General features: G+C 69.5%; 19 protein-coding genes. 12 read left to right on the forward strand and 7 right to left on the reverse strand.

Annotated features, from left to right (window positions below):
* Window positions 1-74: 74 nt before the first annotated feature.
* Window positions 75-695: a GNAT family N-acetyltransferase gene (locus K9S39_RS15775; protein ID WP_248863981.1), complete on the forward strand. Its 621-nt coding sequence runs from the start codon at window positions 75-77 to the stop codon at window positions 693-695.
* Window positions 696-1,185: 490 nt separating this feature from the next.
* Here the strand turns inward: K9S39_RS15775 and K9S39_RS15780 are convergent, their stop codons facing one another.
* The 3 genes from K9S39_RS15780 to K9S39_RS15790 all read right to left on the reverse strand — a co-directional run bounded on the left by K9S39_RS15780 (window position 1,186) and on the right by K9S39_RS15790 (window position 3,928).
* The gene (locus K9S39_RS15780; RefSeq protein WP_248863982.1) at window positions 1,186-2,472 is read right to left on the reverse strand and encodes a cytochrome P450; all 1,287 of its coding nucleotides are present in this window, start codon (window positions 2,470-2,472) and stop codon (window positions 1,186-1,188) included.
* Window positions 2,473-2,603: 131 nt separating this feature from the next.
* Window positions 2,604-3,152: a nuclear transport factor 2 family protein gene (locus tag K9S39_RS15785; protein WP_248863983.1), complete on the reverse strand. Its 549-nt coding sequence runs from the start codon at window positions 3,150-3,152 to the stop codon at window positions 2,604-2,606.
* 143 nt (window positions 3,153-3,295) lie between these two features.
* Complete coding sequence (locus K9S39_RS15790) at window positions 3,296-3,928, reverse strand: hypothetical protein (RefSeq protein ID WP_248863984.1); 633 nt, start codon at window positions 3,926-3,928, stop codon at window positions 3,296-3,298.
* Between the two features lie 283 nt (window positions 3,929-4,211).
* On the opposite strand from K9S39_RS15790, the gene K9S39_RS15795 reads away from it, so the two are divergent.
* From K9S39_RS15795 to K9S39_RS15815, 5 genes are all read left to right on the forward strand, one after another.
* Window positions 4,212-4,409, forward strand: a complete 198-nt coding sequence (locus K9S39_RS15795; protein WP_248863985.1) for a hypothetical protein — start codon at window positions 4,212-4,214, stop codon at window positions 4,407-4,409.
* A gap of 243 nt (window positions 4,410-4,652) precedes the next feature.
* Window positions 4,653-5,012, forward strand: coding sequence for a hypothetical protein (locus tag K9S39_RS15800; protein ID WP_248863986.1), 360 nt, complete (start codon window positions 4,653-4,655; stop codon window positions 5,010-5,012).
* Between the two features lie 195 nt (window positions 5,013-5,207).
* The gene (locus K9S39_RS15805; protein ID WP_248863987.1) at window positions 5,208-6,623 is read left to right on the forward strand and encodes an FtsW/RodA/SpoVE family cell cycle protein; all 1,416 of its coding nucleotides are present in this window, start codon (window positions 5,208-5,210) and stop codon (window positions 6,621-6,623) included.
* Complete coding sequence (locus K9S39_RS15810) at window positions 6,620-8,074, forward strand: penicillin-binding transpeptidase domain-containing protein (RefSeq protein WP_248863988.1); 1,455 nt, start codon at window positions 6,620-6,622, stop codon at window positions 8,072-8,074. The genes K9S39_RS15805 and K9S39_RS15810 overlap by 4 nt, the downstream gene beginning before the upstream one ends.
* A gap of 116 nt (window positions 8,075-8,190) precedes the next feature.
* On the forward strand, window positions 8,191-8,670 hold the full coding sequence (locus K9S39_RS15815) for an HD domain-containing protein (RefSeq protein WP_248863989.1): 480 nt from the start codon (window positions 8,191-8,193) through the stop codon (window positions 8,668-8,670).
* Between the two features lie 134 nt (window positions 8,671-8,804).
* On the opposite strand, the gene K9S39_RS15820 is transcribed toward K9S39_RS15815, so the two are convergent.
* The gene (locus K9S39_RS15820; protein WP_248863990.1) at window positions 8,805-9,914 is read right to left on the reverse strand and encodes a ferritin-like domain-containing protein; all 1,110 of its coding nucleotides are present in this window, start codon (window positions 9,912-9,914) and stop codon (window positions 8,805-8,807) included.
* A gap of 188 nt (window positions 9,915-10,102) precedes the next feature.
* Here K9S39_RS15820 and K9S39_RS15825 point away from each other — a divergent pair, with 188 nt between their 5' ends.
* From K9S39_RS15825 to K9S39_RS15850, 6 genes are all read left to right on the forward strand, one after another.
* Window positions 10,103-11,029 carry an AurF N-oxygenase family protein gene (locus K9S39_RS15825; RefSeq protein WP_248868784.1) on the forward strand — a complete coding sequence of 309 codons (927 nt, stop codon included), beginning with the start codon at window positions 10,103-10,105 and terminating at the stop codon, window positions 11,027-11,029.
* 103 nt (window positions 11,030-11,132) lie between these two features.
* Window positions 11,133-11,873, forward strand: coding sequence for a TetR/AcrR family transcriptional regulator (locus K9S39_RS15830; protein ID WP_248863992.1), 741 nt, complete (start codon window positions 11,133-11,135; stop codon window positions 11,871-11,873).
* Between the two features lie 84 nt (window positions 11,874-11,957).
* On the forward strand, window positions 11,958-12,221 hold the full coding sequence (locus K9S39_RS15835; protein ID WP_248863993.1) for a hypothetical protein: 264 nt from the start codon (window positions 11,958-11,960) through the stop codon (window positions 12,219-12,221).
* Window positions 12,222-12,431: 210 nt separating this feature from the next.
* Window positions 12,432-12,599 (forward strand): helix-turn-helix domain-containing protein, encoded by a 168-nt coding sequence (locus K9S39_RS15840; protein ID WP_283112324.1) that lies wholly within the window; start codon window positions 12,432-12,434, stop codon window positions 12,597-12,599.
* A gap of 27 nt (window positions 12,600-12,626) precedes the next feature.
* Window positions 12,627-13,061, forward strand: coding sequence for a hypothetical protein (locus K9S39_RS15845; RefSeq protein WP_248863995.1), 435 nt, complete (start codon window positions 12,627-12,629; stop codon window positions 13,059-13,061).
* Window positions 13,062-13,310: 249 nt separating this feature from the next.
* Window positions 13,311-14,837 carry a C40 family peptidase gene (locus tag K9S39_RS15850; RefSeq protein WP_248863996.1) on the forward strand — a complete coding sequence of 509 codons (1,527 nt, stop codon included), beginning with the start codon at window positions 13,311-13,313 and terminating at the stop codon, window positions 14,835-14,837.
* 87 nt (window positions 14,838-14,924) lie between these two features.
* Here the strand turns inward: K9S39_RS15850 and K9S39_RS15855 are convergent, their stop codons facing one another.
* The 3 genes from K9S39_RS15855 to K9S39_RS15865 all read right to left on the reverse strand — a co-directional run bounded on the left by K9S39_RS15855 (window position 14,925) and on the right by K9S39_RS15865 (window position 17,347).
* Complete coding sequence (locus tag K9S39_RS15855) at window positions 14,925-16,178, reverse strand: styrene monooxygenase/indole monooxygenase family protein (protein ID WP_248863997.1); 1,254 nt, start codon at window positions 16,176-16,178, stop codon at window positions 14,925-14,927.
* 64 nt (window positions 16,179-16,242) lie between these two features.
* Window positions 16,243-16,875 (reverse strand): GTP-binding protein, encoded by a 633-nt coding sequence (locus tag K9S39_RS15860; protein ID WP_406708136.1) that lies wholly within the window; start codon window positions 16,873-16,875, stop codon window positions 16,243-16,245.
* A gap of 22 nt (window positions 16,876-16,897) precedes the next feature.
* Window positions 16,898-17,347 (reverse strand): DUF742 domain-containing protein, encoded by a 450-nt coding sequence (locus K9S39_RS15865; RefSeq protein WP_406707947.1) that lies wholly within the window; start codon window positions 17,345-17,347, stop codon window positions 16,898-16,900.
* Window positions 17,348-17,412: the final 65 nt, after the last annotated feature.

Below are 17,412 nucleotides of genomic sequence, written 5' to 3' on the forward strand. Positions count from 1 at the left end.
GGCGAGCCCTCAGCGACGTCAGCGCCGTCAAGGAATTCTGATCAACACCCATGTGTCCGCCGTACGGTGAGGCCATGGCGCATACTGAACACCACACAGGGGCGGTTGAGGCCGAGGAGACGATCGTTTGCCGGCCAGCACGCCGCGAGGACGAGAAGTCCGTCGCCGCTGTCGACGGATCGTTCACCACGGACACCGTCTTCGAAGTGACACCCACCGAGGGTGGATTCACCATACGGCCCGTTCAGTTGGATACTCCAATTCACAAGGTTTTCCCGGACGATGAGCCGAAGGACGACGATGAGCCGAAGGACGACGATGAGCCGAAGGATGCGGCAGACGAGGAGGACTCGGACGACGAATGCACGATCGTGGCCGTCGAAGGGGACACCGTCTGCGGATTCGTCGCCACCGAGTACAACCCTTGGAATCACCGGCTGACCATCGCTGACATCGAGGTGGCCCCCACGCACCGGGGACGGGGTGTGGGACGGACCTTGATGAATCACGCCCTTGAGCACGCCCGTGAACGCGGTGCCGGACATGTGTGGCTGGAAGTCACCAATATCAACGCGCCCGCGATCCGCGCCTATCGGCGCATGGGGTTCGCCTTCTGCGGGTTGGACGCCTCGCTCTATAAGGGGACGGAATCGGCGGGAGAGACGGCGTTGTACATGAGCCGGCCCTGCTCCTGAGCCGAACCTGCCCCCCGTCGGCCCTGCTCATGAGCCTTCCCTGTCTCCTGAGCCGAACCTGATCCTGAGACGGATCTGCTCCTGAGCCGAACCCGATCCTGAGACGGACCTTTCCCTGGACGCCGCCAGCGCGGAGGACCAGCGCTATCCGTAGAGCACCGGCCCCTGGCGCGCGGCACGTACCGCCCCGGCCGGCGAGGATGCGGGTGACCTGCAGGCCGTCCATCCTCGGCACGCCGGCGGTGCAGACAGACAGCGGATCATGACACACACATACCAAGGCAGCGGCATACAAAGGCCACGACCGCAGCACACGGAGACCATGACCGCAGCACACAGAAAACACGACCGCAGTACGCAAAGCCCGGACCGCGGCACGCAAATACCAGGCCCGGAAGACAAGGACCGGGCACCTGCCCATTCAGCCAGGTGCCCGGTCAGGAAAAGTGCCGGGTTCGCGGTAAGCGCCGCGGACGGCGCCCGCTGCCGGTCATCCGTCGAGGCGGACCGGCAGGGACTCTATGCCGTAGACGATCGACAGTTTCCGGAATGCCAGCTCTTCCGGTTCGGCGGCCAGGCACATATTGGGGAACCGGCGTACCAGCGCGGGATAGGCGGCGCGGAGTTCCATCCGGGCCAGTTCCGCGCCGACGCAGCGGTGGATTCCGTAACCGAAGGCGAGGTGGGAAGGGACATTGCGGGTGGGATCGAACTGCTCCATTTCCGGGCCCAGTTTGCCGTCCCGGTCGGCGCCGCTCAGGGAGCACAGCACCACGTCCCCGGAAGTGATCTGCACACCGCCGATTTCGAGGTCCTCGCGCGCGAAACGCGGAAACGCCACCTGTACGACGGTGAGGTAGCGCAGCAGCTCCTCGACATAACGGTCGACGACCTCATCGCCGTCGTGCAGGGCCGCGAAGTGCTTCGGGTCCTGGAGCAGGACGAGGGCGCCGAGCGCCAGCATACTGGCGGTGGTCTCGAAGCCGCCGGTCAGTACGCCGTCGGCGAGCCCGGCCAGTTCCTCGTCGCCGACCGAGTCGCCGTGCTCCTTCACGATCATGCCGAGCAGACCGTCACCCGGATCCTGGCGCTGCTTCTTGACGACGTCCCGGAAATAGGAAAGGGATTCCGATATGGCGCCGAAGGAGGCGTTCGCACCGCTGAAAAGGTCGAAACGGGCGGCGCTGAGGCGTTCGAAGTCGGCACGGTCCTCGTAAGGCACGCCGAGCAGTTCGCAGATAACCAGGGAAGGAATGGGGAGGGCGAAGGAGTGGACGATGTCCACCGGATCGCCGTTCTTCCCCGCGGCCTCCATGGCGTCCAGCCGCTCCTCGACGATCTCGTGGATACGCGGCGTGAGCCGGCCGAGGCGGCGCATGGTGAATTCGGGGGTGAGGAGTCGGCGGAGGCGGGTGTGCACGGGCGGGTCGGCGAATCCGAGGCCGCCGGGATTCTGGTCGACTCCGGCGCCCGCCTTGCCGACCAGGTTGGTGAAGTCGGAGCTGAAGGCATGCGCCTTGCCGAGCACCGCCTTGACCTCGTCATAGCCGGTGACCAGCCAGACGTTGGCGGCTATCGGCACCGGAAGCCGGGAGATGGGCTCCTTCTCCCGGACGATTGCCAGATCGTCCACGGGATCAAGTCCCTCGCGCCGCAATGGCATCAGGACGGACTCGGGCAAGAAAGACATTCGAGACAGGTCGAATCCCTTCTTCCTCGTTCTCGCCAGATACATACGACCGGCCCAGGCGATGATCCGGGAACGGAGAGTCGTCATGACGCTAATACTGCCTTTCGTCGAGGGGGACGGTCCCCCGCGCTCGGCTGCCCGAAGGAGCCGAGTCAGCACAGGACCTCCACTCGGCGTGCGCGGATGTGTCGTACGCCATAGCCCCTCGCTCGCGGCGGTCATGGCCCAGGTCCATGCCATCGACCGGTTGTCCGGTCGTCCGCGGCAGCGTGACGAGCTCGGCCTGCTTTCGTTCTGGACGAGTTTACAAACTGCCATTGGCCGGGTTCACGGAACAAGGGGCCTATGGCTCCCTGACCGCCTCGAAGCCGCCCCCGCAAGGGCCGCCGCCACCCCTCTCTCACCTCCATGTGCACCACCTTGCCGTCCCGGAACGGGTAGACGTGGTGGACGGTCCCCTCGGCCCGGTGGTCCCCGTCGGCGCCCCGTGCCCCCAGCCGCACCCGGACGGCGATCCGGCCGTCGGGCTCCGCCGTCATCCCCTCCATCCGCACGAGCGGATGCAACTCGGCGAACTGCCCCCGCCAATACGCCAGCACCGCCTCGATGCCGTGCAGCCGCGTACCTTCGGCCACATTCGGCCAGTCCACATCCGGATGAAAGAAGGCGCGGGTGAACTTTTCGACTTTCTGTGTGGTGAAGATTTCGCACATACGGTGCAGGAGGTCCGCCTGCGCAGCGGGAATCTCGGTCGTCATGCCGGGCATGCAACCGCACGCGCCCGGGAGCCCGGCTAGCCATTCCTTCCAGAGCCGACGGCGGGTGTAGACGGGTGTAATGGCGCGAGTATTCGCCGCCGCGGAAGCCACTGCGGAATTGGATGGCCGCGCCCGGCGCGGAGACTCTCGGTCTAACTGCCTTCGGTGTGGTTGGGCTCAACCGTGGTCTCCATGTCGCCCGATGGTGTGCGCGGCTGGGTATCCGGGTCACCGCACTGTGCGATACCGACCCGGCGCGGCTGACCGAGGCTGTCCGGGAATTCCCGGCCGCCCGCAGGACCGCGCGATGGCAGGATCCCGCTCGCGCCCGAAGCCGGTCTGGACGGCGTCCTGCCGGCCCATGAGTTCGACCGGCACGCCGAGCCGGCCATCGCCTTTCTCGACCGCGTCATCCATGTGCTCAGCGAGACCGCGGCGTGTACGGCCGAGCGGGAGGGCCGCGCGCTGGTCGCGGCCGCCGAGCGCGCCACCGCCTCAACTCCTTCGCCGAGAACTACGTGACGCGCGCTCATGTACGCGCCATCCGCGGCCTCGTGCGGGACGGCGCAATCGGCACACCCCAGCTGATCGAGTCCGACTACCTGCACGGGGTGTCTCCCGAGGAGATCGCGGCGCTGGTCGGCGACCCGGCGCACTGGCGCGGCCGGATCTCCGCCACCGCCCACCGCACCCACGCCCTGTCGCCCGCCCTGGACGTCACCGGCGCCTGGCCGGTCGAGGGTCAGCGCCTTCCCGGTGACGGAGGCGGAGCGGCCGACGGCCATGGTGCTGATGGTGCGACTGTCGGACGACAACCCCCTGGCCCTCACCCGGCAGTCGTTCCTCCAAGGGGAGCCGGACAGCCATGGGCACTGGTTCTCGGTGCGCGGCTCGCGGGGTCCGGCCGAGTCGGCGCGGGCAGCCGGCGAGCGCCCCTGGCACGTACGCCGCGCCGGGATGCGTGGGCCATGGCGGAGGGGCTTGGGGCCCACGAGGAAGAGCTGACACCGCCTGCGCCGCGGGCCGGCTGCGGGTGGCGGTGCCCCGGATGGCCCGCGCTCCTTTGGTGTGCCCCGGCACGACGAGGGCACCGCACTCATCGCGGAGGCGTTCCGCGCCTGCATGGAGGAGGACGCCGCGCCCCGTGTCGCGGTGCGGCAGGCCGTCGCGGCCTCGCTCGTGGGGACTTCGGCGGCGGTGTCGCTCGCGGAGGGCGGTCGCGCGGTCGCCGTCCCGGATGTGCGGTCGTGGAAATTTCCGGGCTGAGGTTTTCCCGACCTGAGGTCTTTACTGAGGGTGATGAGTTGCGCACCCTCCGAGGTCTCTCTAGCGTGAGGCAAGCGAGGCGGGCGCACCGCAATGAAGCGGCACAAAACCGCGCTCGCAGCCGGGGAAGTCGGGTAGCTCTCGCGCTCCTGCGACGCAGCTCCCACTCCGTCCGTCACCCGATTCCCGGCACCCCCACTCGACTCACCCCCAGGGAATCTCCCCTTTGCAGGAGGACGCCAGATGTTTCCGAAGTCGAAGCCCGGCAAACTCGCGCTCTATGCCCTTTCGGGCGCGCTGACCACTGCCGTCGCGGCCGGACCGGCCGTGGCAGTGAGCAGCGGCGACGACCACCACAAGAAGCACAAGGTGTACAAGGGCAAGGTCATCGCCAAGACGGGCCTGCTGAAGCGCAGGGGGCCGAGTACCAAGTACAAGGTGGTCGGCAGCAACCCGTACAACAAGGTCATCAAGATCAAGTGCAAGGTCAACGGCGAGAACATCAAGGGCAACCCGCGCTGGTACAAGCTCAAGGACGGCTCGTATTCGTTCTCGTCCGCGCGCTACATCATGAACATCGGCAAGGCTCCCCGCTGGTGCTGATCTGAGCGCCCGCGGTTGACTCCGCACTCGTACGCCTCGTCGGCCGCATGCCGTCCGGGGCGTACGGCGCGGCATACGGTACCTCGGAGCACCCCCGGGGCACGCCGCCCGGAGACCCGGCTCGGCCCGGGCACCCCCCGAACGCCGTTTCCGGCATAACGGAAATACGGCCTGCAGCTTGCTACGTTGCCAGGCATGACGGCAACGGCAACGGCGACCCCCGCGCGACCGGCAGACACTCCCCCACCGCTGCCGTTATGTACCCAGCGACGCGGTATTGAACTGGCCCTCCTCGTAGCCGCCGTCCTCATCAGCGTCTGCGGCTATCTCGCCGTCGGCCTGGCCAAGACGCATGCCGTGCCGAGTGGCGCGGCCGCCTACGGCGCCGGGCTCGGCGGCCTGGCGCTGCTGGCGCATCTCGCCATCCGCTTCCGCGCCCCGTACGCCGATCCACTGCTGCTGCCGATCGCCGTCCTGCTCAACGGGCTCGGCCTGGTGGTGATCTTCCGGCTCGATCTGGAGACCCCCGGCGACGCGGCCGCGCCCACCCAGCTGATCTGGTCCACGGTCGGCGTCGCGCTCTTCACCGCGGTGGTACTGCTGCTGCGCGACCACCGGGTCCTCCAGCGCTACGCCTATGTCTGTGCGGCCCTCGCGCTGCTGTTGATGGTCACCCCGATTCTCTTCCCGGCCGTCAACGGCGCCAAGATCTGGATCCGGATCGCGGGGTTCTCCATCCAGCCCGGCGAGTTCGCCAAAGTCCTGATCACCGTCTTCTTCGCGGCCTATCTCGCCGGCAACCGGGGGGCGCTGGCCCACACCGGCCGCACCTTGGGATTTCTGCGGCTGCCCACCGGCCGGCTGCTCGGCCCGATCGTCACGATCTGGCTGCTCAGCGTCGCCGTCCTCGTCCTGGAACGGGATCTGGGCACCTCGCTGCTGTTCTTCGGGGTCTTTGTCGCCCTCCTGTACGTGGCGACCGGGCGGACCGGCTGGGTGGCGGTCGGCCTGCTGCTGGCGGGCGGCGGAGCGGCCGCGGTCGGCGCGCTGGAACCGCATGTGCACAGCCGGGTCGAGGACTGGCTGCACCCGTTCGCCGGTATCGCGGCGGGCGAAGGCCCGGGCCAGCTCGCCCAGTCGCTGTTCGCCTTCGCCAACGGCGGGATGTTCGGCACCGGCCTCGGCCAGGGCCACGCGTATCTGATCGGGTTCGCCATGAAGTCCGACTTCATCCTGGCGACCTTCGGTGAGGAACTGGGGCTCGCCGGACTGACCGCCCTCTTCCTCCTCTACGCGCTGCTGGTGGCCCGCGGCTACCGGGCCGCCCTCGGCCTGCACGACCCCTTCGGCAGTCTGCTCGCCCTCGGCCTCGCCACCCTGCCCGCCATCCAGGTCTTCGTCATCGCGGGCGGGGTGATGGGGCTGATCCCGCTCACGGGAATGGCGATGCCGTTTCTCGCACAGGGGGGATCGTCCGTCGTCACCAACTGGATCATCATCGCGCTGCTGCTGCGCCTCAGCGACCGGGCACGCGCCCCACGGCCGGAGGTGAGCGAGCTGCCCGTCCCCGCCGTCCGGGCGGAATCCGTCCCCCCGGAGGCCGGCCGGTGATCCGCTGTATCCGGCACATCGCCGGCTTCACCCTCCTGCTGCTGGTCGCGCTGCTGGTCAACGCCGCGCGGGTGCAGCTCTTCGAGGCGGAGACATACACCGGGAATCCGGCCAACCGCCGTACCTTCGTGGAGCGCTACGGGCAGCCCCGCGGCGCCGTCCTCGTCGCGGGCAGGCCCGTCACCGGCTCCCGGGACAGCGGCGGCCGGCTGCGCTTCGAGCGGACCTACACCGACGGGCCGCTGTACGCACCGGTCACCGGCTACTCCTCACAGGTCTACGGCACCTCCCTGATCGAGCGCGCCGAGGACGGCATCCTCTCCGGCACCGACGAGCGGCTGACCGCATTTCCCTGGTGGGACGATCTGACGCGCGCCCACCGGGCGGGCGGCAGCGTCGCCACCACCATCCGGCCCGAAATGCAGCGCGCCGCGTTCCACGGTCTGGGGCGCAGGAAGGGCGCGGTGGTCGCCATCGAGCCCCGCACCGGCCGGATCCTGGCGCTGGCCAGCACCCCCTCGTACGACCCCAACGAGCTGTCCGGCAACGGCACTTCGGTCGGCGCGGCCTGGCGGCGGCTGAACGACGACACGGACCGGCCGATGCTCAACCGGGCCCTCCGGGAGACCTATCCCCCCGGCTCCGCCTTCAAGGTCGTCACCGCCGCGGCGGCACTGGACAACGGAACGGTCACCGATATCGACGCCTCGACGGACGCCCCCGATCCCTACCGCCTGCCCGGCACCGGCATCCGGCTCCGCAACACGGCGTCCGGCTGCGCGCACGCCACCCTCAAGGACGCCTTCCGTGTCTCCTGCAACACCGTCTTCGCGCGACTGGGCACCGCGGTCGGGCTGCGCGGCATGGTCGACACCGCGCAGAAGTTCGGCTTCAACGACCGCCGACTGCGCATCCCGTCCGCCGTCGCCCCCAGCAACTTCGACACCCGGATGACCCCGGCCCAGGTCGCGCTGTCCGCCATCGGGCAGTACAACACCACCGCCACCCCGCTCCAGATGGCGATGGTCGCGGCGGCGGTCGCCAACAACGGTGCGCTGACCCCGCCGCGGCTCGTCGACAGGGTGACCGACGCGGACGGAAACCCCCTCTTCGCCGTCCGGCACCGCCGCGCGCGCCAGGCGATGGGCCCGGCCACCGCCCGGCGGCTCCAGGAGATGATGGTCGACGTGGTGGAGCACGGCAGCGGACGGCAGGCCGCCATCAAGGGCGTCACCGTCGGCGGGAAGACCGGCACCGCCCAGCACGGGGTGCACAACCAGGGCACCCCGTATGCCTGGTTCATCTCCTGGGCCCGGGCCAAGAACCGGGCCCAGCCGGCGGTGGCGGTGGCCGTGGTCGTCGAGGACGCCGCCGCCGATCGCGCGGACATCAGCGGCGGCGGCAGCGCGGCACCGATCGCACGAGCGGTCATGCGGGCGGGGCTGCGCTGACGGGGCCGTACGGCGCCTTGCGGGCGCCGTACGGGGTCCCCGTCCACCGGCCGCCCCTGGCGACCACGGCAGTGATCCAGCGGACAGTCCCTGGCAACCCGCGCACAATTGTCCGTATGACCGACGCAAACCCGTCCCGGACCTCCTCCCCGTCCCCGCCGCTGTCCCTGGCCGAAGTGGAGGCGCTGGCCCGGCGCGCGCACTCGGGGCAGACCGACAAGGCGGGCCGCCCGTACACCGAGCATCTGGCCGCGGTCGCGGCAGGCGTACGCGCACGCGGCGGCAGCGACGAGCAGATCGCCGCGGCCTGGCTGCACGACGCCGTGGAGGACGGCGCGCTCAGCCGCGCCTGGCTGGACGGTGCGGCGCTCACCGACGCGACCAAGGACATGATCCTGGCCGTCACCAAGCGCGCGGGCGAACCGGTCGAGGAGTACGCAGCGCGCATTCTGGCCACCCCCGGCGCGCTGCTCGTCAAGGAGTCCGATCTCGCGCACAACGCCGATCCGGCCAGGCTGGCCGTCCTGGACGCGGCGACACGGGAGCGCCTGACGGCGAAGTACGCACGGGTGCGGGGCCTGCTGCGCTCGACCTAGCCGACATGATTGCTCGCCTGCGGCGGGCCCGCGCCCCACGCTGTCGGCTGTCCCGCCGTGAGGGGGTCGCCTGCGGCGGGACAGCCGACAACGTGGGGCTCAGGCACAGCACAGCGGATGGCCGAAAACGGCGGTCAGCCAAGCCGGGAACCCCGCGCGACGGCATCCGCCACTTCCGCCGTCCGCGCCGCTTCCTCCCCCGCGAAGCGTTCCTCATCCAGCTTCTCGGCCAGTTCCTCGTCCTGGCTCATCAGCAGGTCCAGGTTGGCGTCGCCCATCTCGAAGACGCCCATGTCGACGTACGCGCGCTGCAGCCGCTCGCCCCACAGGCCGATGTCCTTCACGCAGGGCACAATCCGGCTGAAGAGCAATTTGCGGAAGAGGCGGAGGAACGGGGACTGCTCGGTGAATTCGGCGGCCTCCGCCTTCGGTATGCCGAAGTTCTCCAGGACCTCCAGGCCGCGCAGCCGGTCGCGCATCAAGTAGCAGCCCTCGATGACGAAGTCCTCGCGCTCACGCAGTTCGGCGTCGGTGAGCTGCTTGTAGTAGTCGCGCAGCGCCATCCGCCCGAAGGCGACATGGCGGGCCTCGTCCTGCATGACGTAGGCGAGGATCTGCTTCGGGAGCGGCTTGGTGGTGGTGTCGCGGATCATGCCGAACCCGGCCAGCGCCAGGCCCTCGATCAGCACCTGCATGCCCAGGTACGGCATGTCCCAGCGGGAGTCCTTGAGGGTGTCGCCGAGCAGCGTCTGCAGATGGTCGTTGACCGGGTAGAGCATCCCGATCTTGTCCTTGAGGAAGCGGCTGTAGATCTCGGCGTGCCGGGCCTCGTCCATGGTCTGGGTCGCGGAGTAGAACTTCGCGTCGAGATCCGGCACGGACTCCACGATCCGCGCGGCGCACACCATCGCCCCCTGCTCCCCGTGCAGGAACTGGCTGAACTGCCAGGCGGTGTAGTGCTGGCGCAGATCACCGCGGTCCTTTTGCGTCATTTTGTCCCAGTATTTGGTGCCATACAGGGACATCGACTCATCCGGGGTGCCGAGCGGGTCCTTCGGGTCGACCTCCAGATCCCAGTCGATGCGCAGTTCGGCGTCCCACTGCTTATCCTTGCCCTTCTGGTAGAGCGCGAGCAGCCGGTCCCGTCCGTCGTCGTATTCCCAGCTGAAGCGGGCCGCACCGGAGGCGGGCACCTTCCACAGCGGGTCGCCCGGGTCCTGCACGTAGAGATCTCGGCTCGACACGGACGCCTCCTTGGATCACAAACGTCTTGTCGGGGAGGTTCGTTGGCAGGCTCACACGCTCCTTACCCGCGGGTCAATAAGTCGCGCACAGGGGATTGACGTCCTTGCTGACAAGGAGTCTCATAAGGTGTGACCGCCGGTAACCCACGAGCGAGGTAGCCACAGCCATGACGAGCGCGCCCACCGCAATGACCGTGACGGATACCAAAGTCCTGCGGGACGCCCTCGGGCTGCTCAAGGACCGGGAACAGGTCGCCGAGCGACTGCTCGACTCCTCCGCCAAGCACTCCTTCGACCCCGACACCGAACTCGACTGGGACGCGCCCCTCGAAGAGGGCAAGTGGTTCTGGCCACCGGAGCTGGTCTCGCTCTACGACACGCCCCTGTGGCACCGGATGTCCCCGGAGCAGCAGCGGGACCTCTCCCGCCACGAGGCCGCCTCCCTCGCCTCCCTGGGCATCTGGTTCGAGATCATCCTGATGCAGCTCCTGGTGCGCCATATCTACGACAAGCCGGTGACCAGCGCACATGTCCGTTACGCACTCACCGAGATAGCCGACGAGTGCCGGCACTCCAAGATGTTCGCGCGCATGATCCACAAGGCCGGCTCACCGGCGTACCCGGTCTCCCGCCTCAATCACAACCTCGCCCGGATCCTCAAGACGGTCTCGACCACCCCGGGTTCGTTCGCCTGCACCCTGCTCGGCGAGGAGATCCTGGACTGGATGCAGCGGCTGACCTTCCCGGACGAGCGGGTGCAGCCCCTGGTGCGTGGGGTGACCCGTATCCACGTCGTCGAGGAGGCACGGCATGTCCGGTACGCGCGCGAGGAGCTGCGCCGCCAGATGCTCACCGCACCGCGCTGGGAGCGGGAGTTGACCCGTATCAGCTCGGGCGAGGCGGCCCGGGTCTTCTCCCTCGCCTTCGTCAACCCGGAGGTCTACAGCAACGTCGGCCTGGACAAGCGGGAGGCCGTCGCCCAGGTGCGGGCCAGCGGTCACCGCCGTGAGGTGATGCAGAACGGCGCCCGCCGGCTGACCGACTTCCTCGACGAGATCGGCGTACTGCGCGGTGTGGGCCGCAGGTTGTGGCGGAGCTCCGGCCTGCTGGCCTGAACGGGCCGACCCGACCGTGGACCCGGCCGCGAACCGGCAGGCACCCGCCAGGCCGTACGAGCACATGTACGACTCGGAAACCGGGACAGTTACGCTGCTGTTCATGAACGGCAGCGGCACCGCCCCAGCAGTACCCCGTCCCGCCTATCGCAGGATGGGCGTCGAGCAGCGCCGCACCCAACTGCTCGCCGCCGCCCTGGACCTGTTCGCACAGCGCGCGCCCGAGGACGTCTCGCTGGACGACGTCGCGACCGCGGCCGAGGTGTCGCGACCGCTCGTCTACCGCTACTTCCCGGGCGGCAAGCAGCAGTTGTACGAGGCCGCGCTGCGCAGCGCCGCCGACCGTCTCGAAGGCTGCTTCGCGGAGCCCGAGACCGGCCCGCTCACCCAGCGGCTGTCCCACGCCCTGGACCGCTATCTGGCGTTCGTCGACGAGCATGACGCGGGGTTCAGCGCGCTGCTCCAGGGCGGCAGCGTCGTCGAGACCTCCCGTACGTCCGCGATCGTGGACGAGGTGCGGCGCGCCGCCGCGGACCAGATCCTGCGGCACCTGGGGGTGCCGGAGCCGGGCGTACGGCTGCGGATGGCGGTCCGCATGTGGATCACCGCGGTCGAGGGCGCCTCGCTGATCTGGCTCGACGAGGACAAGCAGCCCGCCCTGGACGAGCTGCGCGACTGGCTGGTGGATCATTTCGTCGCGCTGCTGACCGCCACCGCGGCCCGGGACCCGCAGACCGCGCGGGTGACCCGTGCCGCGCTGGGCATGGAGCCCGCCGACGGCCCCGTAGGCGATCTGGCACGCCGGGTGCTGCCCGTCGTGAAGGACGCCGCTCACCTGCTGTGACCTGCGGCTCCACGCCACGCACGGGATATCACCGGGCGACGGCCCACCGCCCCGCCGGACGCCGTCCGGTGTGACACTTGGGGAGTGAGAAGCGAGAACGCCCTCTTCGTCGGCGGGCCCCTGGACGGCCGGGTGCTGCCCGTACTGGTCGGCGCGACCGGCCAGCCGCCGAAGACGTACGAGATCCCGGTGCCGAACGACGACGGGCGGCCGCCGACACTGCATGTCTACCGGCGGGTCCCGGCGCGGGTGGGACGTCTGGGGCTGCCGAGCGGCTGGAAGTACGAGTACGTCCCGGAGGGGAAAGCCCGGTCCGGCCCCAAGTGGCCCTGGAGGAAGACCACTTGAGCGCGGGGCGCACCGGCCTGCCCACAGGCGTACAGTTTGGTCCGGACCATTGACAGTAGTGGTCCAGCCCTGTTGGCTGCCTGGCCGGGGGAACCGCCCTCGCGCCTCCCTGGCAGATCCCACTCCGCAAGGGCGGTTCCCTCTCCCCCCTCGACCCGCGCCCGCCGTCACCCGTGGTGGCGACTCCGTGACGCGTTGTCACGCTTGCGGATGTACCCGACGCCTGCGCAGGCAGAGCAGATGCTCCTGCCCTGTGCGCACGCCCGGTACGTCTGGAACCTGGCCGTCGAGCAGCACTCGCACTGGAAACCCGGCCGGGAAGTCCGCACCCGGGTTCGCGGAGCAGTGCCGCCGGCTCACCGAAGCCCAGCGCGATAACGCATGGCTCGCCGCCGGGAACGCCACGTGCAACAGCAGGCACTGAAGGACTTCGCCAAGGCCAAGAACGCCCGCTTTGCCTCCGGGTTCGGTGAGCCGACCTGGCGCAAGAAGTACCGGCATGAGGGCTTCCGCGTTATCGGCACCGACCGCGTACCCGAGTACGAGCCGGACGGTTCGCCGAAACTGAACCCGAAGACCGGCAAGCAGGTCATGGGCCGGTCGGTCGTGGTACACAAGCTCAACCGGCGGTGGGCACAGGCCAAGGTCCCCGGCCGCGGGTGGGTTCGCCTACGTCTCACCCGCTCCGGGCTGCCCAGCTCGAAGACGTTCCGCATCACCTTCAACCGGGGCATCCTCGCCCAGGGCCGGGGCCAGCTACGCCAGCGGACCGAACACAAGGCCCCCGGCCGGGTCGAGGGCGTCTCCGCCCCCGGCGAACAGCCGGTGCCGGAGGGGTGACAACGGCCACCGTTCGAGCGCCCGTGAACCTCAACCCACTCGGGTTGGAATCCCCCTCTGGCAAGAGGGGGGATGTCAAACCGCGATGACGGACATACCGTCGGCGGGCTTGCCGGTGGCCCGTGGCCGCTTCGGCGACCGATCGAGTGATCCGAATATCGTAAAACACACCCATTAGCCGGAAATGTACGACTGCCGTGGCACCATCCGAAACGTGTGGTCGGTGTCATGGGAGTCGGAGGTGGGTTCGTGTCCGGACGATTGCTGAGGTCGGTCTGCGCGCTGACGCTCGTGGGCGCGGTCACCACGACGCTCCCCGCGTCATCGGTCCTGGCCAAGGACGGGCCGAAACCGCCGCCTACGGGGTCGTCGCCGTACGGCGGGACCTCGGGCAGCACCGGCGGCCAGGTTGACGGGACGACAGGGGAGGCCGGGACGCCGGAGCCGGGTTCCTCCGACACGGGTGAGGGCGGGCCGTCGCACGTCACCGAGGGCATCGACGGCGGACCGCGCACCGGCGCACCCACGGACACCAGCCCTCCCGCCCCTCTCGCCCCCTCGGAGCGCACCCCGAGCGCCCTCCTCAGACAACTGCAGGCCCTCTACCGCCAGACCGAGGAGTCGACGGAGGCGTACAACGCGACCCAGGAGGACCTCAAGAAGGCGCAGCAGAAGTCGACGGCCCTCAACAGCCAGTTGGTGACCGCCCGCAAGCAGCTCGCCGAAGCACGGGCCGACGCGGGGCGGCTGGCCCGGCACCAGTACCAGGGCAAGCTCTCCGCCGGGCTCTCGGCGTACCTGCGCGTGCTGATGGCGAAGGATCCCCAACAGGCCATGGATCAGGGCCACTTCCTCCAGGAGGCCGCCACCGAGCAGGCGGCCACCGTCGCCCGGCTCACCGCCGCCGAGAAGCGGGCCGCCACGCTCGCCAGGCAGGCCCGCGCCGCGCTCGACGAACAGCGCCGGCTGACCGAGCGGCGCAAGCAGCAGCGGGACACGGTGCAGGCAAAGCTCAAGGACGTCGAGAAGCTGCTCGTCTCCCTCACCGAGGAACAGCTCACGAAGCTGAGCGAGTTGGAGGCACAGGGCGTCGAGCGCGCGCAGCGCGCCGCACTGTCGAGCGGCAAGGTCGGCGGGAAGCACAAGGCGGGGGAGGAAAGCGCGCCGTCCTCTGTCGGCGAACGGGCGCTCGCCTACGTCCTCAAACAGATCGGCAAGCCGTACGCCTGGGGCGCGTCGGGCCCGGATTCCTTCGACTGCTCGGGGCTGACCTCATCGGCCTGGGCGCACGCGGGGCGGCCGATCCCGCGCACCAGCCAGCAGCAGTGGAAGAAGCTGCCGCATGTGCCGCTGGACGAGCTGCGCCCCAGCGATCTGGTGATCTACTACCCGGGCGCGACGCATGTGGCGATGTACATCGGGGGCGGCAAGGTCGTCCATGCGCCCCGGCCGGGCAAGCGCGTGGAGATCTCACCGGTCGCGGCGAATCCGCTGCTGGGCGCCGTACGCCCGGATCCTGGCGTACCGGAGCCGCAGCCGGGCCCGGAGCCCAAGCCGACCCAAAAGCCCAAGCCGGCCCCAGAGCCCGAGCCGGCCCAAGAGCCCGAGCCGGCCCAGGAACCCGAGCCGGTCCAGGAACCCGAGTCGCCCCAGGAACTGGAGCCCGAGTGGTATCAGGATCCGGGTCGGGAGCCGGAATTGCCGAGCGTGGAAGCCCTGATGCGTGAAGCCCTGATTGTCGTGAAGCCGTGGTGGCGTGAAGCTGTGAAGCCGTGAATCTGTGAAGCTGTGACGGCGAGGGACGCCCCCGGCCCGGACGTGTGCGCGGCGGCACGACCGCCGGGGCCGGGAGCGAAGGTGGCCTCAGCCGGTGACCGAGGCGAGGTAGGCGTTCGCCTTGTCCGGGTCGTAGAAGAAGTTCTCGAAGTCGGACGGGTCGTCGAAGGCGTTGGCGAAGCGGTCGGCGATGCTCTGGACCTGGCCGCCCGCGCCGATGATGTTCAGGACGTGCTCGGGCGGCGGTGCCAGCATCGCGTTGGTCCACTTGGTGACGTGCTGGGCGGTGGTCCAGTAGCGGTCGAAGGTGGCCTGCATCCAGTCCCCGTCGAAGGGCCGGTCGCCGTGCTCGACGATGGACGCGAGGTAGGCGGCGGCGCACTTGGACGCGGAGTTGGAGCCCTGGCCGGTGATCGGGTCATTGGCGACCACGACGTCCGCGACACCGAGGACCAGGCCGCCGGAGGGCAGTCGGCCGACGGGCTTGCGCACGGTCGGGGCGTAACGGCCGGCCAGCGTGCCATGGGCGTCGGTCAGCTCGACCTTCGTGGCGCGGGCGTACTCCCAGGGCAGGAACGTCTCCATCAGCTCCAGCGTGGTGGCCAGGTGCTCGTTGGGGTCCCTGATGTCCTGGAAGGCGTCCAGCGGTCCGCCGGGCACACCTTCCCAGAAGAGGATGTCGGCGCGGCCGGAGGTGGTGAGGGCCGGCATGACGAACAGCTCGCCGATACCGGGGACGAGGTTGCAGCGCACCGCGTCGAAGTCGGGATGCTCGGGGCGCGGGCCCAGACCGTGGACATAGGCGACGGCGAGCGAGCGCTGCGGTGCGTCGTACGGGGAACGCGCGGCGTCCCGGCCGAACATGGACACCAGCTCGCCCTTGCCCGCCGCGACCAGCGTCAGGTCGTAGCGACCGGCGAAGAAGTCCAGGTCGGAGACGGCGGCGCCGTGGATGACGAGCTGGCCGCCGCGCTGTGCGAAGGTCTCCATCCAGCCCGCCATCTTCACCCGCTGGTCGACGGACTGTGCGTAGCCGTCCAGCCTGCCGACCCAGTCGATGGCGCGCGCCGTCCCCCCGGGCTCGGCGTGACTGCCGGGCGCGGCGACCGAGACGCCCAGGCCCTCGATACGCGGGGCCTGGCTCTCCCAGAAGTTGATCTGGAGGTCGCGTTCGTGCTGGAGGGCGGTGTCGAACATGCACTGTGTCGACATGACCCGGCCGGAGCGGATCTCGTCGGCGGTGCGGTTGGACATGAGGGTGACCTCGTACCCCTGGGACTGGAGACCGAGGGCGAGCTGAAGTCCGGACTGGCCGGCTCCGACGATGAGTATCTTCCGCATGGCGGCGCTCTTCTCTGCGTTACTGCCGTTGTTCGGGGGGTGGGGCTGTGGTGCGGCGGGCGCGCTACTCGGGCGCCGCTTGCAGGGCGTGCGCGACCAGCGCCAGCAGCGATTCGGTCACCGTGATCCGCTTGCGCGCGTCCATGATCACTACGGGCACCTGCGGCGGCACGGTCAGCGCGTCACGGACGTCCTCCACGGCGTAGGACTCGGTCCCCTCGAAGTGGTTGACGGCGACGACGTACGGGAGTCCGCAGCTCTCGAAGTAGTCCAGCGCCGGGAAGCAGTCCTCCAGCCGCCGGGTGTCGGCCATCACGATCGCGCCGATCGCGCCGCGCACCAGGTCGTCCCACATGAACCAGAAGCGTTGCTGGCCGGGCGTGCCGAACAGATAGAGCACCAGGTCCTGGTCGAGGGTGATCCGCCCGAAGTCCAGCGCGACGGTGGTCGTGGTCTTCTCCGGGGTGGCGGACAGATCGTCGGTGTCCTCGCTGGCCTGCGTCATCACCGCCTCGGTCTGCAGCGGGGTGATCTCCGAGACCGCCCCGACGAAGGTGGTCTTGCCGACGCCGAAGCCGCCCGCCACCACGATCTTGGTGGCGATGGGTGCCCGCGTACGGTCCATCTGCCAGCTCTGCAGGCCCGCTTCGGCGTCCGGTGCCGGCGCGTCGGCCCGTCCCACGGAGTCGGCGGTCATCATCGGCCCGGCCGCTGTCGTGTCAGAGCCTGTGAAGTCCACTCAGCACCCTTTCCAGCAGTGCGCGGTCGGGCCGACCGATGCCGTGCCCGGTGCCGTACACACGAATCCTTCCCTGGTCGGCGAGGTCGCTGAGCAGGACCCGGACCACACCCAGCGGCATTTTGAGCAGTGCGGAGATCTCCGCGACCGAGCGCATCCGGCGGCACAGCTCGACGATCGCGCGCATCTCCGGCATCACCCGGTCGACCCAGCGGCCTTCCGTCGAGGCCGGCTCACGCCGCTCCTCAGGGCCGTCCAGCGCGGCCACGAACGACTCGACGAGCAGCACATGACCGAACCGTGTGCGGCCACCGGTGAGCGAGTACGGCCGGACGCGCGCCGGCTTCCTCGCCGACGCGCCCGAGGCCGCACCCCGGGTTTTCGCGGCCCACTCACCGCCGCCGCGTTTGGGGAGCCTTGGGGTGCTCACGCCGAAACCTCGCTCCGCTCGGCCCCGCATTCACGAGGCTCGCACCTCTCATGGGCTCGCTCACT

It is taken from the genome of Streptomyces halobius, from assembly GCF_023277745.1.
Taxonomy (GTDB): domain Bacteria; phylum Actinomycetota; class Actinomycetes; order Streptomycetales; family Streptomycetaceae; genus Streptomyces; species Streptomyces halobius.

Coding starts and splice junctions, on each gene's coding strand:
- K9S39_RS15860 (WP_406708136.1), bottom strand. CDS start 16,875: ATGACCGCCGACTCCGTGGGACGGGCCGACGCGCCGGCACCGGACGCC.
- K9S39_RS15790 (WP_248863984.1), bottom strand. CDS start 3,928: ATGGCCGTCGGCCGCTCCGCCTCCGTCACCGGGAAGGCGCTGACCCTC.
- K9S39_RS15805 (WP_248863987.1), top strand. CDS start 5,208: ATGACGGCAACGGCAACGGCGACCCCCGCGCGACCGGCAGACACTCCC.
- K9S39_RS15775 (WP_248863981.1), top strand. CDS start 75: ATGGCGCATACTGAACACCACACAGGGGCGGTTGAGGCCGAGGAGACG.
- K9S39_RS15830 (WP_248863992.1), top strand. CDS start 11,133: ATGAACGGCAGCGGCACCGCCCCAGCAGTACCCCGTCCCGCCTATCGC.
- K9S39_RS15855 (WP_248863997.1), bottom strand. CDS start 16,178: ATGCGGAAGATACTCATCGTCGGAGCCGGCCAGTCCGGACTTCAGCTC.
- K9S39_RS15780 (WP_248863982.1), bottom strand. CDS start 2,472: ATGACGACTCTCCGTTCCCGGATCATCGCCTGGGCCGGTCGTATGTAT.
- K9S39_RS15825 (WP_248868784.1), top strand. CDS start 10,103: ATGACCGTGACGGATACCAAAGTCCTGCGGGACGCCCTCGGGCTGCTC.
- K9S39_RS15840 (WP_283112324.1), top strand. CDS start 12,432: ATGTACCCGACGCCTGCGCAGGCAGAGCAGATGCTCCTGCCCTGTGCG.
- K9S39_RS15800 (WP_248863986.1), top strand. CDS start 4,653: ATGTTTCCGAAGTCGAAGCCCGGCAAACTCGCGCTCTATGCCCTTTCG.
- K9S39_RS15815 (WP_248863989.1), top strand. CDS start 8,191: ATGACCGACGCAAACCCGTCCCGGACCTCCTCCCCGTCCCCGCCGCTG.
- K9S39_RS15785 (WP_248863983.1), bottom strand. CDS start 3,152: ATGCCCGGCATGACGACCGAGATTCCCGCTGCGCAGGCGGACCTCCTG.